Raw genomic sequence first — 16,499 nt, 5'->3', positions numbered from 1 at the left:
GATAATTATGGGTACTACCCAGTTTATGAAAGGTCACCAGTTACGCGGTCTTCTTTTCTTACTGGTTCAAGTGGCGTTTCTTACATGTGCACTGGATATTGCTGCTGCAATAAAGGGCTTAATCACACTTGGCGATGTCGCACAGACGCGTCAAGGGTTTAAGATTATTCAAGGTGACCATTCGATCTCTATGTTGATCGAAGGTATTACAGCGGTCATCTTTACTGTGCTGTTTGTTCTGATTTACGGCGCGAACGTTAGCGATGCACGCAAGGTTCAATCAATTAAGAAAAGCTTCAAGGAGCAGGTTAAATCTTTCTACGATGACAACTTTGCACTTCTGGCGCTTTCTCCAGCAACTTTGATGGGCTTAGGTTTCATCCTTTTGCCAATTCTAATTACGGTTCTGGTTTCGTTTACGAACTACTCTGCACCACACCATATTCCGCCACGTAACCTTGTGGATTGGGTTGGTTTTAAAAACTTCTTTGCTCTGTTTGAGATGAAGATTTGGTCACAGACGTTTGCTGGTATCGCGACGTGGACGGTTATCTGGGCAATCAGTGCAACCGTTCTGACGTGTGGCTTTGGTTTTATTCTTGCGTTAGCGCTGTCGAATAAGAGTATTAAGGGTAAACGTGTTTTCCGACTGATTTTCATTCTGCCTTACGCGATTCCAGCGTTCGTGACATTGCTGATCTTCCGATTACTACTAAACGGGATCGGTCCGGTGAATAATGCACTGAACTCATGGGGCTTTGATTCAATCGCATTCCTGTCAGATCCAGTACTGGCGAAGGTGACGGTAATTTTGGTGAGTGTTTGGGCAAGTGCGCCTTACTTTATGCTGCTTGTTTCTGGTGCGTTAACCAATATCCCAGAAGACCTATATGAAGCGAGTGAAGTGGATGGCGCGAGCAAGTTCCAACAGTTCCGTGAAATCACGTTGCCAATGGTACTTCACCAAGTAGCGCCATCACTGGTGATGACATTCGCACACAACTTCAATAACTTCGGTGCGGTATATCTTCTAACAGAAGGTGGTCCAATTAACCCAGAATACCGTTATGCCGGTCATACCGACATTCTAATTACTTGGATTTACCAGCTAACACTGAACTTCCAGCAATACCATATTGCTTCTGTAGTTTCGATTGTGATCTTCCTGTTTCTATCAGTTATCGCAATTTGGCAATTCCGTCGAATGAAGTCTTTCAAAGACGATGTGGGTATGTAAACGATGAACAAACTTCTAAGACAAACAGGCACGGCAATTGTTTATTTATTCCTAATTGCCAATGCGATTACGGTGTTATCACCAGTGATCTGGACGGTTCTTGCGTCATTCAAACCAGGCAGCAACTTATTCAGTTCTTCATTTACCGGTTTTGAATTCACGCTGGATCACTACAAAGCGCTGTTCACCGACACACCATACTTTATGTGGTACAAAAACACGCTGATTCTGGCAACGGCAAACATGCTTATCTCGCTGTTTATCGTGACGTTAACTGCTTTCATTTTCTCGCGTTACCGTTTTAAGGCGAAGCGCAATGTACTGATGGGCGTACTGGTGATTCAAATGTTCCCAGCGTTCCTATCAATGACTGCAATCTACGTTCTGCTTTCTAAGCTCAACCTGATTGATACCTACGCTGGTCTGCTACTGGTGTACGTCGCAGGTACGCTACCATTCCAGACTTGGTTGGTGAAAGGCTTCTTCGATGCGATTCCAACATCGCTGGATGAGGCGGCGAAGATTGATGGTGCAGGTCACTTAACCATTTTCTTCGACATCATTCTGCCTTTGGCAAAACCGATTCTGGTCTTCATTGCGCTGATGACATTCACCGCGCCTTGGATGGACTTCATTCTGCCAACGCTGATTCTGCGTAGCGAAGAGAAGATGACCATAGCAATCGGCATCTTTAGCTGGATTACCTCAGGCTCAGCAGAGAATTACACCCTGTTTGCTGCTGGTTCATTGCTAGTAGCTATTCCAATTACGTTGTTGTTCGTTGCAACACAAAAACACATTACAACCGGTCTCGTAAGCGGCGCTGTAAAAGAATAAAACCGGAGCTGGGGCCCCGGCCCCAGTATCTTGGTACAAAATAGCTAGGATACATTTTCATGATTAACAAAAGCTCTATCATGCATACGCCTAAGAGCGCGGATGCTTACGCCTTCAATACAGAGAAACTGCACCTTCGCCTACGTACTGGCAAGGGTGAAGTAGAGAAAGTCGAACTTTGGATCGGCGACCCATACCACTGGGCAGAGGGCGGCCTTGATGGCGGTAACCTTGGTGGCAGTGAAGCGCATGGATGGGTTGGCGGTACAGAAGTACGCATGGACTTAGAAGGTCAGACAGAGTACCACGATCACTGGATTGGCGAGTTCACGCCACCTAAACGTCGCAGCCGTTACGGTTTCATTGTTCACGGTAAGAGTGGCGAGAAGATGCTTTACGGTGAGAAACGTATCGTTGACTTAACGCCAGAAAACGAAGAGATGGAACTAAGCAACATCAGTAACTTTTTCTGTTTCCCTTACCTGAACCCACGCGATGTTCTACAAACGCCAGAATGGGTTGAAGGTACGGTTTGGTATCAAATTTTCCCTGAACGTTTTGCAAATGGTCGTGATGAAATTTCTCCAGAGGGCGTGATGCCATGGGGTACACCACCAACAAATGACAACTTTATGGGCGGTGACCTATGGGGTGTGATTGATAAGCTGGATTATCTGCAAGATCTCGGCGTAAACGGCCTGTACTTCTGCCCGATCTTTACTGCTAACGCTAGCCATAAGTACGACACAGTTGATTACATGAATGTTGATCCACACTTTGGTGGCAATGAAGCATTCAAAGCACTAGTAAAAGAAGCGCATGCGCGTGGTATGAAGGTCATGCTCGATGCGGTATTCAACCACATCGGTGATCAAAACCCGCTATGGCTTGATGTTGTTAAGAAGGGTAAAGAGTCGAAGTACGCAGATTGGTTCTGGATCAACGAATTCCCTGTTTACCCAGACACCCCCTCTGAACAGTGGGATTCTTGGAACTTGAATTACGAAACATTTGCAAATGTTGGTTCAATGCCAAAATTGAATACCGAAAACGAAGAGTGTCGAGTATACCTTCTTGATGTTGCTCGTCATTGGGTTGAAGAATTTGATATTGACGGCTGGCGCTTAGACGTAGCGAACGAGGTAGACCACGAGTTTTGGCGTGACTTCCGCCGTTTAGTAAAAGGCATTAAACCAGACTGCTACATTCTTGGTGAAATCTGGCACGAAGGTATGGCGTGGTTACGTGGTGAGCAATACGACTCACTAATGAATTATCCAATGACTCAGGCAATCACGGACTTTATTGCTCAAGACCTCTCTGACAAGAAAGGCTTTATCAACGATGTTAGCCGCTCGTACATGTCTTACCCACACAACGTAAACAAGGCGATGTTTAACCTGCTAGACAGTCACGATACCAGCCGAATCATTTCACTGTGTAAGAACAATCTAGAGAAAGCAAAATTGGCTTACCTATTTATGTTCACTCAAGTGGGCTCACCTTGTATCTATTACGGTGGTGAGGTTGGTATGACAGGTAGCCGTGGTATGAGTTACGACGAAAACCGTCGCTGCATGATCTGGGATGAAGCCGAGCAGAATCTGGAGTTTAAAGACTTTATCAAAGGTTTGATCAAGATACGTAAAGCACACCCAGAGTTGAACGCGCCAACGTTCGAATGGGCTCAAGTGAATGATGATCACTGTGTTGCGTACAAGCGCGGTGAGCTGACGTTTGTGCTGAATAACTCTGACCAAGCTAAGTCAGTCGCGGTGGAAGGTAAAGCGGTTGAGCTAGCGGCTTACGGTTACCATATCTTCGGTTTATAAACCTCTTGCTCCCTACCCTCATTCGGGTAGGGATAGATTTGGTTTCTTATTTCTATATCGGCGCAATCTAAGCGGACTAATCAGTTTCGAGCAAAGAAAAGAACAAACATTGAACAGATTTCAAGGCAGTACGTTTCATCAGTCACGAAGAATGATGCTGTTGTGTTTCAAATTATCAGTTAATGGTATCTTAAGGGGTTGAAGTGAATAGTTTTCGAGGGAAACCCGTGTCAGATTTGATCGACAAGCTGATGGATTTCGGCTTTACCAAGACCGATGCTTTGGTCTACATGAATCTTCTAAAAAATGGCAAAGGCAGTGGCTACAAGATCGCAAAGGATATCTCGTTATCGCGTTCTTCAGTCTATTCGTCGATTGATAACCTATATAACAATGGTTACATCTTCTTATCTGATGGTGATACGAAAGAATACGAAGCAAAATCGCCAGAGCTAATCTTTAGCCAGATTGAGAAAAAGACAGTTGAAAACATCTCTGTTCTGAAAAAAGAACTGTCGCGCATGATGCTACAAGAAGAGAAAGAGTTTGTGTATAGCGTAACCGGCTATGACAACCTAATGGACAAGGCTCGTGAGATGCTTGAGCAGGCTGAGTTAGAAGTTTACTTAAACTGTGACTTCGACTTATCTATCCTTGCAAAAGAACTCAATACAGCGATTGATCGTGGCGTTCGTATCATTGCGTTCTCTTTCAACAAGATCGCGTTGCCAAATCAAAAAATTGAGCGTTATTACCGTATTGATGTTGAAGAGACAGATTACCCTTCACATCGCTTTATGATGGTAACCGACATGAAATTTGCTCTAAGTTTTTCTCATCGTGAGCAGAGCTTAGGCCTTTACACCAATAATCGTTTGCTAACAAAAATAACGGCAGAGCACATCCATAACGATATTTATCTGACTGAGTACATTCTTCAGAATCCAAAACTTCAGTTCAAGATCAACACCATTCATGAACAAACCAATGAAATGGCGTTGGATGCTGCCGAGAGAGATAAGGAAAAATAAATGCAACTCGCTCCAGAACGCTACCAAGTAATTGAACAGTTCGATATGCCTCAAGTAGGGCGTAAGCGTACCGTCCGTATTTATTTGCCAGAAGGTTACGATGCACAAGATGACAAGACATACCCGGTTATCTATATGCACGACGGTCAAAACTTGTTTGATAACTCTACCAGCTTTGGCGGCTCGTCTTGGGAGATCCCCAAGAACGTTGACGGCTTCTTTGCTGGGCGTGACGGAGTGATTGTGGTTGGTATCGACAACGGCGTTGAGTTCAAAGGCTTGTGTCGTATGTACGAGTACTCACCATGGAAGATGGACCAAGATTTCGTTTTGCCTGATTGGGACCCATCGGTGTACAACTCTGGTGGTGAGGGCGCGCAATACATCAGCTTTATCACTGATACGCTTAAGCCGTACATCGATCAGAATTATAAAACCAAACCTGACCGCGATAACACCGTAATTGCGGGTAGCTCAATGGGTGGTTTTATTAGCATCTTTGCTATTTTCGAACGTCCAGATGTGTTCTCTAAAGCAGGTGTGTTCTCTCCTGCGTTCTGGTTCAACAAACCAGAGATGTTTGCTTACTTAGATAAGACTAATATTGCACAAGGTATTCAGATCTACATGGATATGGGTACAGAAGAGAGCAGTGGTCGTGGCATTGGATTTGAAAAGATCTACTTAGATGGTTCGAATGAGGCGAACGAGATGTTGCAGCATAAAGCGAATGTCGATTTGAAATACATAATTGATGAAGGTGCGCTGCACACAGAGTCAGCTTGGGCAAAACGTTACCCAGAGATGCTTAAGTTTTTGTTTGGCTGAGCCGACTCATTTATCTAGCTAATATTTTTATAGGCTACTCAAATCTTGAGTGGCCTATTTGATCATGTTAAATCCCGTCTTCATTCGTGTCTTGTACAGCAAAAGTCACCTGACGAAGAATAGTCCCCGCTAGCAGCCTCAACGTATGCTTACCAACCTTCAACACCGGAGTGTGCTCTCCATAAACCTCAACAGTCTCACGTTCGAAGACCCATCTCCAAAATGAGGAGAGTGATTTTTAGAGTTAGGTGCAGTGCCTAACTCTAAACTATTTGATGTATGCTTCTAGAATTCGATATTTATTAGGGTATGTTTCTTCGTTCGACTTTTTGAAATTGTCGATGGCTTGGTTGACGAGTTCTATTGTTACTCTATCGTTGGTTAGTTTCCCACCAGCAGCCACCACGGCATCAAGTTTCTCTATAGCTTGATCAAAGCTCTTTTCATTTTTGGCTGAAACAGCTTGCAAAAATGCTGTCGCAGCAAAGGGCACTGTAGCAGGCCCCATTAGGTTGGGATCGATACCGGTATTCAAAAGTGCTGTTATCGTATTACCTTGTGTTATATCGCTTGAACGCAGAGCCGCAAATATAAGACTGCTAGCATCATCTTCATCTAAGTTGCGATCTAGCTTGTTTATCATTGTCATCACTACATCGTCACGGGCTCCAGCAGCAATCAAATTTGATAAAACCAGACCGCCTTTTTCCTTTTGGTTTGGGTCGAGATTGCTGAGCTGCTCAGCAATATATGGGTTATTGTTTGCACCACCAAAAGTGACTAAAGGGATGATGTGGTTATATGTATCAGTGAGCTCGTAGCCTGCCGAGATCAAATAATCAATTTTCTCACGCTGAACACTCACTTCTTGATTGGAACGACTGATCATTCGAATCAGTGAACTGTAGATATTAGCGTTAATATTTTGTGAAGCATCGACCAGCTGCGAGAATAACTCGATGTTTGAATTCACTGCAGCAAAACGTAACGGATATTGAAAGTTTTGCATTTTTACACGCTTATCGATATCGACACCCTGACTAATCAGTTTGATTATCAGCTCTTGGTCATTGAGAGTCATTGCAATATAAAACACGACTTCTGGACTAAGTCGCTCTGAAAAGTAATCAATGGCCGATAGGCTTATGAATTCTGACCACTGCTGCTCCGTCAGATTGACCATATCAAAACCATAGCCATCGAGGGTTGCTTCGATAAATTTTGGGAACGTTTCAGTAGGGTTCGGTAATCGTTCCGCATTAGCTGAAGCGCCGTCATTACTTTCTATTATCTTGACGGGTTGTGCCTGTATTTTGGTCGTAGAAACCTCTACAGGTTTGTTATCTAGTGACGAAGTATGATGAAAGTAGGCACTTGAGGCGTAGCCGACACCGACAGCGAATATAATAGGTAAAGCCTTTTTGACGTTTGTCATTATCTATAACTTATTGGTATTTAATGTTATTACATTATTTGAAATGTATATCATTTTCAATTAAATATTCTAATGTAACCTTACTTGCATTAAGCCTCTTTACATCGGATAAATGGTCCTCATTTCAAAGCGAGCGTCTTCATTGATGTGATTGTCTGCGCTAACACCAAAACCCTTATCAACGACATCAAGGCCATCTTCACACAATAGATTTTTAAACCGACCCTAGCCGTAATGCGTCAGTAAGTTCTTGCGCTCTGTGACTCAAAACTTGTAGTTAAAATTGGAAAATTTTGGGTATGCTTGAAGCACCAAACACGTCGTTGAATGATAAGGAATCTATGCATAACGAAGATACAGGCCTCGATGAGCTGGGATTTATTCGCAATGATTATTCGGTTGATAAGATTCAGCCAGAGTTTAAAGCTGTCGTCGATAGCGTGGTGCAGCAACTGACATTGCGACTCCCAGAGCAAATTGATGGGATTTATTTGTATGGTAGCGTACCAAGAGGAGAGGCCGTGTTAGGTCGCTCAGATCTTGATATATCTATTATCCTCAACACGCCAATCACGGAATTAGAAAAGCGAGTATTTCAAGAGATAAGCACGACAGTTCCCCATATTCACCCACAGATCAGTAAGATAGATATAGATCCGGGTTATCTCAATACCATTCAAAAAACAGAAGAGTTTTACCATTGGCAGTTTTGGCTCAAACACTGTTGTTGCTGTGTATGGGGTAATGACAGAGCAGTTTCATTCGTTAAGCATCAGCCTAAGTTAGAGATAGCTCTTGCACTCAATGGAGATCTACACGCGTTCTTGGGCCAAATGGCAGATAGCTTCTCTAAAATGGACGACAAAGCGGTTGCGAAGATTCTCGGTAAGAAATTAGTAAGGGCAGCGTACTATTTTATCGCAGAAAAAGACGGGAGTTGGTATATCGATTTAGCTCAATGCGCCCAAGCAGCGAAAAAGCATTACCCTGATCAACAAGACGATATTGAACTCGCGTACTTATTTGCACGTGGGAAGCTAACGTCAAAAGCAGATGCCATAGAGCTCTACCAGCGATTAAGTGGCAAGATAATTAAGTGACGTCTGAAGATCAAACTAGATAACGATTAACAGCGACCGTTGTCTGTGTGGCGATATCGCTCCAAAAAACAACGTCCATGTGCTGCTGAGTAACCTTGTCGAACAGCAAAGAGGAGTGCTTGGTTTTGTGCTTGATTGACGGCGGACACATCGAAGCTCGTGTAGCGCAATAAACATTTGAGATATATACCAATAGCTAGTAGTGTCGGACGCCGTATGCAGGTGAATTGCGTCTTGGTTCTGGGGCGTGAATTACGCAGCAGTTTTTTGTTTACAAGGAGTGTAACGTGACACCATTTGTTTTGTCTCAAATACTGGTCGCAATCGCGATCTGTTTTGATCTGATGTCCTTTCAATTCAAAGAGAGGAAAAAGATCGTTACTTGTCTCTTTTTTGCTGGGACTCTCATATCAAGCCATTTTATCTTGCTTGAGCAATGGACGGCAGCGAGCCTAATGCTCATCGCCACCGTTCGCTATTTAGTGAGTGTGTTCTCTACCTCGGCAAAATTGAAGTACCTATTTTGTGGGGCTTCAATCATTTCTACTTCGGTCACTTATACTGGCCTAGTCAGTGTTGTGAGTTGTGTTGCTTCTCTGTTTCAAACGGTTGCCGCTTTCAATAAAGATGACCGCCGTTTAAGGGAGCTGATGATCATCGGTACCGCGCTTTGGCTTATTCATAACTACCTGGTTGGATCGCCAACGGCTGTCGTCATGGAAGTCCTTTTTATCTCAAGTAATTTAATTGGATATTATCGTTATTACATTAAGGGTGCGGCATTGGCGTAATTGTCAGCAAGGTTCTGGTAGGCATCCATTTTTGAATATAGGGCTTGTTCTCTAAAAGATAGGAGTCAGATGTTGAAAGAAGTTACTCAAATCCTCGATTTCATGGTCGAAATTGAAAAACTAAAAGGCGTATTGAGAAAGTCGAGACCGGTTGGCTTGAAGCGGCACGAAAACTCTGGCGAACACAGTTGGCATGTGTGTATTAGTGCTTTGATGTTAAAGGACTACGCTGACGAGGCCATTAACATCGATCGCGTGATCAAAATGCTGTTGATTCATGATCTGGGCGAGATCGATGCCGGCGACAAAATCGTTTATGAATCAGAAACCGCAGAGCAAAAGAATAAAGAGTGGAATGGCGTCAAGCGAGTGCTCGATATGCTGCCAAACCGACAAGGTGAAGAATATCTGGCACTGTGGGAAGAATTTGAACTTGGTGAAAGTGCCGATGCAAAATATGCAAAAGCCATCGACCGTATCCCTCCGCTTCTCCACAACATCAATGACGATGGCTATGGTTGGAAGAAGCATAATGTTCCCAAAGAGAAGGTTCTCAACTTCAACCAGCAAAGAATATCAGCTGGTGGAGAGAAGATATGGGAAGGTGTCGAAGCTAAACTACTACAAGCTATCTCCGATGGGATTCTAACCTAGTCATCCAGTTAGCTCTTCGATAGAGCACAATCATTCTCCTATGAATGTCATTGTGAGCTTTCGTAAGGGGTTGAGTCATGTAAAATCGGTGTTTTAAGTTTAGAGGCCGCCATGACGAAACCAGTACAACAGCAAATCGGAAACATCGCCCTTGTTGTTGAAAACTATGACGATGCAATTGAGTTCTATACGCAGAAACTTCAATTTACGCTAGTTGAAGATACCGATTTAGGCGGTGGTAAACGCTGGGTACAGGTCGCTCCGCCCAATTCTAACGGCACCAACCTTTTGCTTGCTCAAGCGAGTACCGAATCTCAAACACAAGCCATCGGTAACCAAATGGGTGGTCGCGTGTTTTTGTTTCTTCAAACCAACGACTTTTGGCGTGATTATGAATCCATGAAAGCCAAGGGTGTGATGTTTAACGAAGAGCCTAGAGTTGAAGAGTATGGAACTGTGGTTGTGTTTCAGGATCTGTACGGAAATAAGTGGGATTTGCTGCAGCTAAATCTAAGCGGAAACTAGCGGGAATAACCGTCGACCGCAATCAGGAGGTAGAGATGGAACTGAGAAAATTTAGACAGGAAGACTACGATACCCTGATTCATTGGATAGATTCAGAATGGCTCAACTATCAGTGGGGCGGTCCGAATTTTGATTTTCCATTAGACCAAAATCAACTCGAACACCATTGCGTGAAACCCGAGGTGCTGCCATTTATCTTCATTTCAAATGGAGAGGAAGCGGGTTATGTTGAGTTGCTCAAAGTGTCAGATTCTCAATATCGTATTTGCCGAGTGTTTGTCTCGAACGATTTTCGAGGGCAGGGGCTGGCTAAGATCATGCTTAAACAGCTCATTGAGAAAGCTCGAGTAGAATACAAGGCACGGGTTTTAACGCTGGCTGTGTTTGAGCGAAATGTCGTTGCCAAAGGTTGCTATGAATCTCTTGGTTTCGTGGTGACATCTCGTGAGTCTGGAACGCGCAGTTTTGATGGCGAGTTGTGGGATTTGTTGCTAATGGAAAAACACTACAATTAATAACTTTAGGAACATCAAATGAAAGCTAAAGCTGTGTTACTCGTTGCCTTGGCGATGCTGCCGATGACTGCGCTCGCTCAACAAGATGAAATCGATTGTGAGAACGCAATGAACACCTTCGAGATCAATCAATGTGCAGCGATAGAGTTACAAACCGCTGAAGAGCAATTAGAGACTTATCTTCAAGCAAGCTTTGAACATAACGCTGGAGATCCAACCTTGGTAGAAGCGATTAAGCGAGCACAGAAAGATTGGTCGACGTATATGACTGCTCATTGTGACGCTATCTACACGCAATGGCGAGATGGTTCTATTCGTGGGGTTATGGCGCTTTCTTGTAAAACTGAGCTAACCAAAGAGCGAACCCATCAAATCTGGGCCAATTTCTTAACTTATATGGACAGCACACCGCCCGTTTTACCTGAGCCAATGGTTAACAACGATTAGTGCGTTCTTGGTCTTTGCACTGTGAAATTTTTGCTGCGTTTATCCTCTCTTTATAGATAACATAAGGAGAAACGTTATGAAGTATTTTGCCAAAATTGTTCTAACACTTGTCTTTTGGTTGGGGATTACCGCCCCTTCTTTTGCTCTTGAACCTGTATACAGTGACTTTTTCGGCAAGGCGATCAGAGGTTACGATCCTGTAGCGTACTTCACTCAAAGCCAAGCCGTGGAAGGAAGCGATAATTACCGCTATGAATGGAATGGCGCTGAATGGCGATTTTCCTCACAACGACATCTCGATTTATTCAAAGTGGACCCGGAACAATACGCCCCTCAATATGGTGGATACTGTGCTTGGGCGGTGAGTAAAGGCTATACCGCCAAAATAGACCCGCGAGCTTGGAATATTGTCGATGGCAAGCTTTACCTAAATTACAGTAAATCGGTACAGCAAACTTGGCAGGGTGATATCGCTGGAAACATTGCAAACGCAGACGCCAACTGGCCAAGATTGCTGAATGAGTAAATTAACCCAATATCAATTTCTGAAACAACTAATCATTATCTGAGTTTATAAATTCAATTGACACTTACTCAGATTTATATGACATTGGCTGTATGAAATGTAATCGAACAACACTCAATCAACGAATTATCATCATTCTATAAGAATGGTGGGGATTTTGTTGTACTGAGAAAAGCTAACCCACCCGGTAAGGTGGGTTTTCTTTTTCTATCTTCCGGGCCGTATTCTTGGAGGAACTCACATGAAAAAAGTCGCCGTTTTTGGTAAGCCCGGTAGTGGCAAATCTACCTTCAGTAAAGCATTAAGCCGATCGGCAGGTTTACCGTTGCATCAACTGGATTCTATCGTCTATCAAGCGAATGGCGAGCCAGTTTCCAAAGACGTTTTTAACCAAGCTCATAACAAGATCTTGCGTGAAGACGCGTGGATAATCGATGGACTTGGCCCTCTTGGTGCATTCCATCAGCGCTTAGAATCTGCAGATACCCTTATCTACATCGATTTGCCTTATTTCGTCAGTTACTGGTTCGTTACTAAGCGCTGCCTGAAAGGGTTGTTTGTAAAGCCAGAAGGGTGGCCAGATGGCAGTTCAGTCATCAAAGGTACGCTCAATAGCTACAAGATGCTTAAACTCTGCCCGGGATTTTGGAATGATGAGTTTATGTCTCGACTGTCTCAGATCTCAGAAGGTAAACAACTGCATGTTGTTAAGAGCACAACCGAACTCAATAATCTACTTGCTCACCTCTCACAATAATAAAGGACTTTGTTCATGTTAGAATTTACCAACCTAGACCAAGTGTTACGTTACTGGCATCGGGAGAGTTTTCAATGGAGTGATGAACATGGACACTAACACTGAGATTTGGCGCAATTACTATGAGAAAGCGCTTGCTAAGCCACACTCAAAACGGACTGAATTTGTCTGTTCACTTAATCAATCTACATCAAAGGTAGCAATTGACTGCGGTTGTGGTGTGGGCAGTGATATGGGATTTTTGAGTCAGCATGGCTACCGAGTATATGGCTTTGATATTAATTCTGACTCGATTGAGATATGTGAAGAACGGTTTGCTGATAACCCTTTAGTCGAGGTTACTAACGCTTCATTCGAACAATTCCAATATCCGAAAGCTGGGATTGTACTCGCGTACTCTAGTTTGTTTTTCGCTGACCCTTCTCAGTTCGAGTCTGCGTGGCATAAGATCGTCGCGTGTATTGACATTGGGGGTGTTTTTGCTGGCGATTTCATGGGTGTGAAAGACACTTGGGCAACCCACTATCGGAGCCCGACGTCTTCTTTTACACAATCCGAAGTGCGCGACCTGTTCGACGGTTTTGAAGTTCTGAGGTTCCATGAAAGGGATGAGATGGCAAAGACCGCATTGGGACGAATGAAGCACTGGCACACCTTTTCAGTAGTAGCAGTGAAACGCTAATTTAAACATAGGTTTATGAGTCTAAATAACTTAAAAGATATGGATAAAATCGTTCACCTTTTGAAACAAGATCCAATGCGAGTAGAAGCTTTGCACTGTGTTAAGAGGCTAGAATTGCCTCAGTGTTATATTGCCGCGGGGTTTCTACGGAATTTGGTTTGGGACGCCCTACATAACAAGACTAAGCCAACGCCTTTGAATGATATTGACGTTGTCTATTTCGACGATGATGAAATGGACCCTAATGCCTGTTTCAAGCACGAAGCTTGGCTCAACACACAAATGCCACAGTTCGATTGGCAGGTTCGCAACCAAGCTCTGATGCATCACAGAAACAACGACCAACCTTATAAAAGCACGCTGGACGCGATGAGCTATTGGCCTGAAAAAGAAACGGCTGTTGGTGTTAGAGTCACGGCAAACAGTGATTACGAGTGTGTTTCCGCTTTTGGTTTTGAATCTCTATTCAACGGACACATTAGTTATAACCGGAAAAGACCGCGTTCGCTGTTTGAACAACGTGTATACGCAAAGAACTGGCTCGTCTTATGGCCATCTCTCAAAGTGGTTTATGGCAATGCAAAGGAGTCGCAAGATGTTTAAATTGGAAACGGAGCGACTGATTCTGAGAGACATGACACTCGATGATCAAGATGCTTTTGTCGCAATGTCTCAAGATACCAAGTATCAACGTTTCTATGATGAAGATGATTGTGATGCAAACAAATATAGGCAGCTCACTGAACTATTTGTGGCGCAGTCAACTGAAAGCCCAAGGCAAGCTTATCAACTCGCTGTTGAACTTAAGAGTACCAATGAGTTTATAGGTACGGTTTGTTTGCGATTAGAACAAAATCGACAAGCGTCTATGGGTTGTGCTTTCTCTCGAGCTTCACAAGGAAGTCAGTTCGCTCAAGAAGCGGCATTTAAGCTCGCTGATTTCGGTTTTGAGAAATTGGGTGTTCATCGTATTTATGCTGAGACTATCAGCCGAAACTTGGCTGCGATAAACCTTTGTCGTCGTTTAGGCATGCGTAAAGAAGCGCATTTAAAAGAGCATCGCTTCTTTAAAGGGCAGTGGTGGGACACTGTTATTATGGCTGTACTGCACAGTGAGTGGTGTGATTTTTAATCAAAGTTCAGATAATCCATCAACACTGTTTTTATATACAGTGTTGTTGTGTATCCTATCTTAAAAAAGGAGTAGTACACGATGACGTTTGTATATGAACAGCAAGTCCCTAACCCTCAAGAATTTTGCGATATGCGTGTTGCAGCAGGCTTATCTCCTAAATCACTCAAAGCAGCAACTATCGCTCTGCCTAACAGTTTGTACGGGATCTCTATTCGAGATGCCGATAAGTTGATAGCGATGGGACGAGTTGTCGGTGATGGTGCGTGTAATTTAGAAGTGGTTGATGTTGCCGTTGATCCTCAATATCAGGGTTTAGGGCTGGGTAGGAAAGTGATGGAGTATATTGATGGCTACCTAGCATCTGTAGCGTTAGAAGGTTCTTATGTCTCTATGATTGCTGATGAGCCCCTTTTTTACGAAAAGCTAGGGTACAAGCTCGTGTCACCATCTAGCCAAGGTATGACCAAGAAATTCAGACCCAATAACGTTTAAGTAGGGTAAGACAATGGAAATTAGAATCGGGAAGTTAGATGATGTTTCGAGCATTACGGATATCTTCAATTACTACATTGAACATTCTAATGCTCGCTTTGAGGAGTCGCCGCTGTCTGTAGACAATCGATTGGATTGGTTCTCTCAGTTTAAGCCAGATAGTAGACATCAAATCTATGTAGCGATCGATAGCGGTAAGCTTATAGGGTTCGCTTGCTCCCAGCCATACAGAGCAATGGCTGCCTTTGATGAGACTGTAGAGGTGACGGTTTACCTGGCGCCGTTTATTCAAGGGAAAGGGGTTGGTTCCAAGCTTTATGAGAAACTATTCGACGCTATCCAAGCTCATGGTGTTCATCGGGTTTTATCAGGTGTCGCTTTGCCGAATGAGGCTTCAATAGCGCTACATAAGCGTTTTGGTTTTATAGAAGTGGGCGTCTTTAATGAATATGCAAAGAAGAACGGTGAATACATAAGCTCGATGTGGTTAGAAAAGATGCTTAGCGAATAATTCGATATCGATTCGAAGTTGGTTAAAAAGGGAAAGTCGAGATTTTAATTGCAACCAGTCCAACCTCTAGAAGCAGTGCTCAAGCATCAAAATATATACAGTGGTATTAAAACCATATCCCTCAGTGGCTAGCGTTAGTAGAAAAAGAATTATAACGATAAGGAGAAAACCGTGAAAATAGCAGTATTAGATGATTACCAAAACGCAGTTCAAGATCTTGATTGTTTTGGTTTGTTAGAAGGGCAAGATGTCACAGTCTTCAATGAGACCTACTCAGAACAAGAATTGGTTGAGAAGTTGGCGAATGTCCAAGCTCTAGTTCTTATTCGAGAACGTACCCAGATAACGGAATCACTCTTATCCAAACTCCCGAACCTTGAAGTGATCAGTCAAACGGGCAAAGTGAGCAATCATATCGATGTGCAGCTTTGCGAAAAATACGGAGTCAAGGTACTAGAGGGGAGAGGCTCGCCAGTTGCCCCTTCAGAACTCTGTTGGGCTCTAATAATGGCAGCAAGCCGACATATACCTAGCTACACTTCGAATCTTGCAAATGACCAGTGGCAAAGTTCAGGTAGCTTAGGGCTAGGGCGAACCTTGAAAGGGTTGAAACTGGGTATTTGGGGCTATGGGAAGATAGGGCAAAGAATCGCTCAATATGCGAAAGCGTTTGAAATGTCAGTCGTAGTATGGGGAAGCCAAGCTTCGCGAGACTTGGCAAAATCACACGGCTTTGAGGCCTCTGAATCCAAACGCGCCTTCTTTCTGCAAGTGGATGTTCTGTCTCTCCATCTTCGTTTGAATGAGGTAACGCGAGGGTGTGTTACGGCTGAAGATCTAAGATCAATGAAGTCAGATTCCTTGTTTGTGAATACCAGCCGTTCAGAGCTTGTCGAGACTGATGCGCTGTTCAAGGAACTCAAATCCAATCCGAGCAAACGAGCGGCTGTCGATGTTTTTGATTGTGAGCCCGCAACTAAAAGTACAGAGCCTTTGCTTTCTCTACCTAACGTTACAGCGACCCCTCATTTAGGATATGTAGAGCAAGGAAGCTACGAGCTTTATTTTAAAATAGCGTTCGAAAATCTTGTGTCGTACATTTCCGAGAACGAAGCGCTTGGAGAAGCATGTGATTAACGGGTCGGTATGATTAAGTATGAATAA

Annotated in this window: 19 protein-coding genes and 1 pseudogene; 19 read left to right on the top strand and 1 reads right to left on the bottom strand. The window is 43.6% G+C overall.

All coding sequences use genetic code 11. The features are described from left to right. Positions 1–109 precede the first annotated feature (109 nt). From vsple_RS20780 to vsple_RS20760, 5 genes and pseudogenes are all read left to right on the top strand, one after another. A pseudogene (locus vsple_RS20780) lies at positions 110–1,237 on the top strand (carbohydrate ABC transporter permease); the annotation flags it as partial. Between the two features lie 3 nt (positions 1,238–1,240). Further along, positions 1,241–2,074: a sugar ABC transporter permease gene (locus vsple_RS20775; RefSeq protein WP_261884303.1), complete on the top strand. Its 834-nt coding sequence runs from the start codon at positions 1,241–1,243 to the stop codon at positions 2,072–2,074. Between the two features lie 59 nt (positions 2,075–2,133). After that, the gene (locus vsple_RS20770) at positions 2,134–3,906 is read left to right on the top strand and encodes a glycoside hydrolase family 13 protein (protein WP_261884302.1); all 1,773 of its coding nucleotides are present in this window, start codon (positions 2,134–2,136) and stop codon (positions 3,904–3,906) included. Between the two features lie 227 nt (positions 3,907–4,133). Continuing rightward, the gene (locus vsple_RS20765; protein WP_261884301.1) at positions 4,134–4,937 is read left to right on the top strand and encodes a TrmB family transcriptional regulator; all 804 of its coding nucleotides are present in this window, start codon (positions 4,134–4,136) and stop codon (positions 4,935–4,937) included. Further along, entirely contained in the window at positions 4,938–5,765 is an 828-nt protein-coding gene (locus vsple_RS20760) for an alpha/beta hydrolase (protein ID WP_261884300.1), read from the top strand. Between the two features lie 268 nt (positions 5,766–6,033). On the opposite strand, the gene vsple_RS20755 is transcribed toward vsple_RS20760, so the two are convergent. After that, a complete protein-coding gene (locus vsple_RS20755) occupies positions 6,034–7,200 on the bottom strand; it encodes a hypothetical protein (protein ID WP_261884299.1) in 1,167 nt (388 codons plus the stop codon). A 341-nt stretch (positions 7,201–7,541) separates the two neighbouring features. Between vsple_RS20755 and vsple_RS20750 the strand changes: the two genes are divergently transcribed. The 14 genes from vsple_RS20750 (at position 7,542) to vsple_RS20685 (ending at position 16,472) form a co-directional block, all read left to right on the top strand. Further along, entirely contained in the window at positions 7,542–8,300 is a 759-nt protein-coding gene (locus vsple_RS20750; protein WP_261884298.1) for a nucleotidyltransferase domain-containing protein, read from the top strand. A gap of 287 nt (positions 8,301–8,587) precedes the next feature. Beyond that, entirely contained in the window at positions 8,588–9,091 is a 504-nt protein-coding gene (locus vsple_RS20745; RefSeq protein WP_261884297.1) for a YgjV family protein, read from the top strand. A gap of 72 nt (positions 9,092–9,163) precedes the next feature. Then, positions 9,164–9,745 (top strand): HD domain-containing protein, encoded by a 582-nt coding sequence (locus tag vsple_RS20740; protein WP_261884346.1) that lies wholly within the window; start codon positions 9,164–9,166, stop codon positions 9,743–9,745. A 111-nt stretch (positions 9,746–9,856) separates the two neighbouring features. Continuing rightward, a complete protein-coding gene (locus vsple_RS20735) occupies positions 9,857–10,270 on the top strand; it encodes a VOC family protein (RefSeq protein WP_261884296.1) in 414 nt (137 codons plus the stop codon). Positions 10,271–10,305: 35 nt separating this feature from the next. Beyond that, positions 10,306–10,785 (top strand): GNAT family N-acetyltransferase, encoded by a 480-nt coding sequence (locus vsple_RS20730; protein ID WP_261884295.1) that lies wholly within the window; start codon positions 10,306–10,308, stop codon positions 10,783–10,785. 54 nt (positions 10,786–10,839) lie between these two features. Next, positions 10,840–11,232 carry a lysozyme inhibitor LprI family protein gene (locus vsple_RS20725; protein ID WP_420833829.1) on the top strand — a complete coding sequence of 131 codons (393 nt, stop codon included), beginning with the start codon at positions 10,840–10,842 and terminating at the stop codon, positions 11,230–11,232. 76 nt (positions 11,233–11,308) lie between these two features. Then, a complete protein-coding gene (locus vsple_RS20720) occupies positions 11,309–11,758 on the top strand; it encodes a YHS domain-containing (seleno)protein (RefSeq protein ID WP_261884293.1) in 450 nt (149 codons plus the stop codon). Positions 11,759–11,999: 241 nt separating this feature from the next. Further along, positions 12,000–12,515, top strand: coding sequence for a P-loop NTPase family protein (locus tag vsple_RS20715; RefSeq protein WP_261884292.1), 516 nt, complete (start codon positions 12,000–12,002; stop codon positions 12,513–12,515). 88 nt (positions 12,516–12,603) lie between these two features. Beyond that, on the top strand, positions 12,604–13,197 hold the full coding sequence (locus tag vsple_RS20710) for a class I SAM-dependent methyltransferase (RefSeq protein ID WP_261884291.1): 594 nt from the start codon (positions 12,604–12,606) through the stop codon (positions 13,195–13,197). 39 nt (positions 13,198–13,236) lie between these two features. Then, positions 13,237–13,800, top strand: a complete 564-nt coding sequence (locus tag vsple_RS20705) for a nucleotidyltransferase family protein (RefSeq protein ID WP_261884345.1) — start codon at positions 13,237–13,239, stop codon at positions 13,798–13,800. Then, the gene (locus tag vsple_RS20700) at positions 13,793–14,329 is read left to right on the top strand and encodes a GNAT family N-acetyltransferase (RefSeq protein WP_261884290.1); all 537 of its coding nucleotides are present in this window, start codon (positions 13,793–13,795) and stop codon (positions 14,327–14,329) included. Before vsple_RS20705 ends, vsple_RS20700 begins: the two co-directional genes overlap by 8 nt. Positions 14,330–14,410: 81 nt before the next feature. Further along, positions 14,411–14,824, top strand: coding sequence for a GNAT family N-acetyltransferase (locus vsple_RS20695; protein ID WP_261884289.1), 414 nt, complete (start codon positions 14,411–14,413; stop codon positions 14,822–14,824). Between the two features lie 13 nt (positions 14,825–14,837). Next, complete coding sequence (locus vsple_RS20690) at positions 14,838–15,335, top strand: GNAT family N-acetyltransferase (protein ID WP_261884288.1); 498 nt, start codon at positions 14,838–14,840, stop codon at positions 15,333–15,335. A 171-nt stretch (positions 15,336–15,506) separates the two neighbouring features. Beyond that, positions 15,507–16,472: a D-2-hydroxyacid dehydrogenase family protein gene (locus tag vsple_RS20685; protein ID WP_261884287.1), complete on the top strand. Its 966-nt coding sequence runs from the start codon at positions 15,507–15,509 to the stop codon at positions 16,470–16,472. The last annotated feature ends 27 nt before the right edge of the window (positions 16,473–16,499 follow it).

The organism is Vibrio pelagius, from assembly GCF_024347575.1.
GTDB lineage: Bacteria > Pseudomonadota > Gammaproteobacteria > Enterobacterales > Vibrionaceae > Vibrio > Vibrio pelagius.
The sequence above is the reverse complement of the archived record's forward strand: the minus strand, read 5'-3'. Positions and strand labels throughout refer to the sequence as shown.

What these genes read in the sequence shown, in the direction of transcription:
- vsple_RS20775 (WP_261884303.1), top strand. Translation starts at nt 1,241, where the DNA reads ATGAACAAACTTCTAAGACAAACAGGCACGGCAATTGTTTATTTATTC.
- vsple_RS20755 (WP_261884299.1), bottom strand. Translation starts at nt 7,200, where the DNA reads ATGACAAACGTCAAAAAGGCTTTACCTATTATATTCGCTGTCGGTGTC.
- vsple_RS20770 (WP_261884302.1), top strand. Translation starts at nt 2,134, where the DNA reads ATGATTAACAAAAGCTCTATCATGCATACGCCTAAGAGCGCGGATGCT.
- vsple_RS20760 (WP_261884300.1), top strand. Translation starts at nt 4,938, where the DNA reads ATGCAACTCGCTCCAGAACGCTACCAAGTAATTGAACAGTTCGATATG.
- vsple_RS20690 (WP_261884288.1), top strand. Translation starts at nt 14,838, where the DNA reads ATGGAAATTAGAATCGGGAAGTTAGATGATGTTTCGAGCATTACGGAT.
- vsple_RS20750 (WP_261884298.1), top strand. Translation starts at nt 7,542, where the DNA reads ATGCATAACGAAGATACAGGCCTCGATGAGCTGGGATTTATTCGCAAT.
- vsple_RS20725 (WP_420833829.1), top strand. Translation starts at nt 10,840, where the DNA reads ATGCTGCCGATGACTGCGCTCGCTCAACAAGATGAAATCGATTGTGAG.
- vsple_RS20700 (WP_261884290.1), top strand. Translation starts at nt 13,793, where the DNA reads ATGTTTAAATTGGAAACGGAGCGACTGATTCTGAGAGACATGACACTC.
- vsple_RS20735 (WP_261884296.1), top strand. Translation starts at nt 9,857, where the DNA reads ATGACGAAACCAGTACAACAGCAAATCGGAAACATCGCCCTTGTTGTT.
- vsple_RS20720 (WP_261884293.1), top strand. Translation starts at nt 11,309, where the DNA reads ATGAAGTATTTTGCCAAAATTGTTCTAACACTTGTCTTTTGGTTGGGG.
- vsple_RS20710 (WP_261884291.1), top strand. Translation starts at nt 12,604, where the DNA reads ATGGACACTAACACTGAGATTTGGCGCAATTACTATGAGAAAGCGCTT.
- vsple_RS20705 (WP_261884345.1), top strand. Translation starts at nt 13,237, where the DNA reads ATGGATAAAATCGTTCACCTTTTGAAACAAGATCCAATGCGAGTAGAA.
- vsple_RS20695 (WP_261884289.1), top strand. Translation starts at nt 14,411, where the DNA reads ATGACGTTTGTATATGAACAGCAAGTCCCTAACCCTCAAGAATTTTGC.
- vsple_RS20730 (WP_261884295.1), top strand. Translation starts at nt 10,306, where the DNA reads ATGGAACTGAGAAAATTTAGACAGGAAGACTACGATACCCTGATTCAT.
- vsple_RS20715 (WP_261884292.1), top strand. Translation starts at nt 12,000, where the DNA reads ATGAAAAAAGTCGCCGTTTTTGGTAAGCCCGGTAGTGGCAAATCTACC.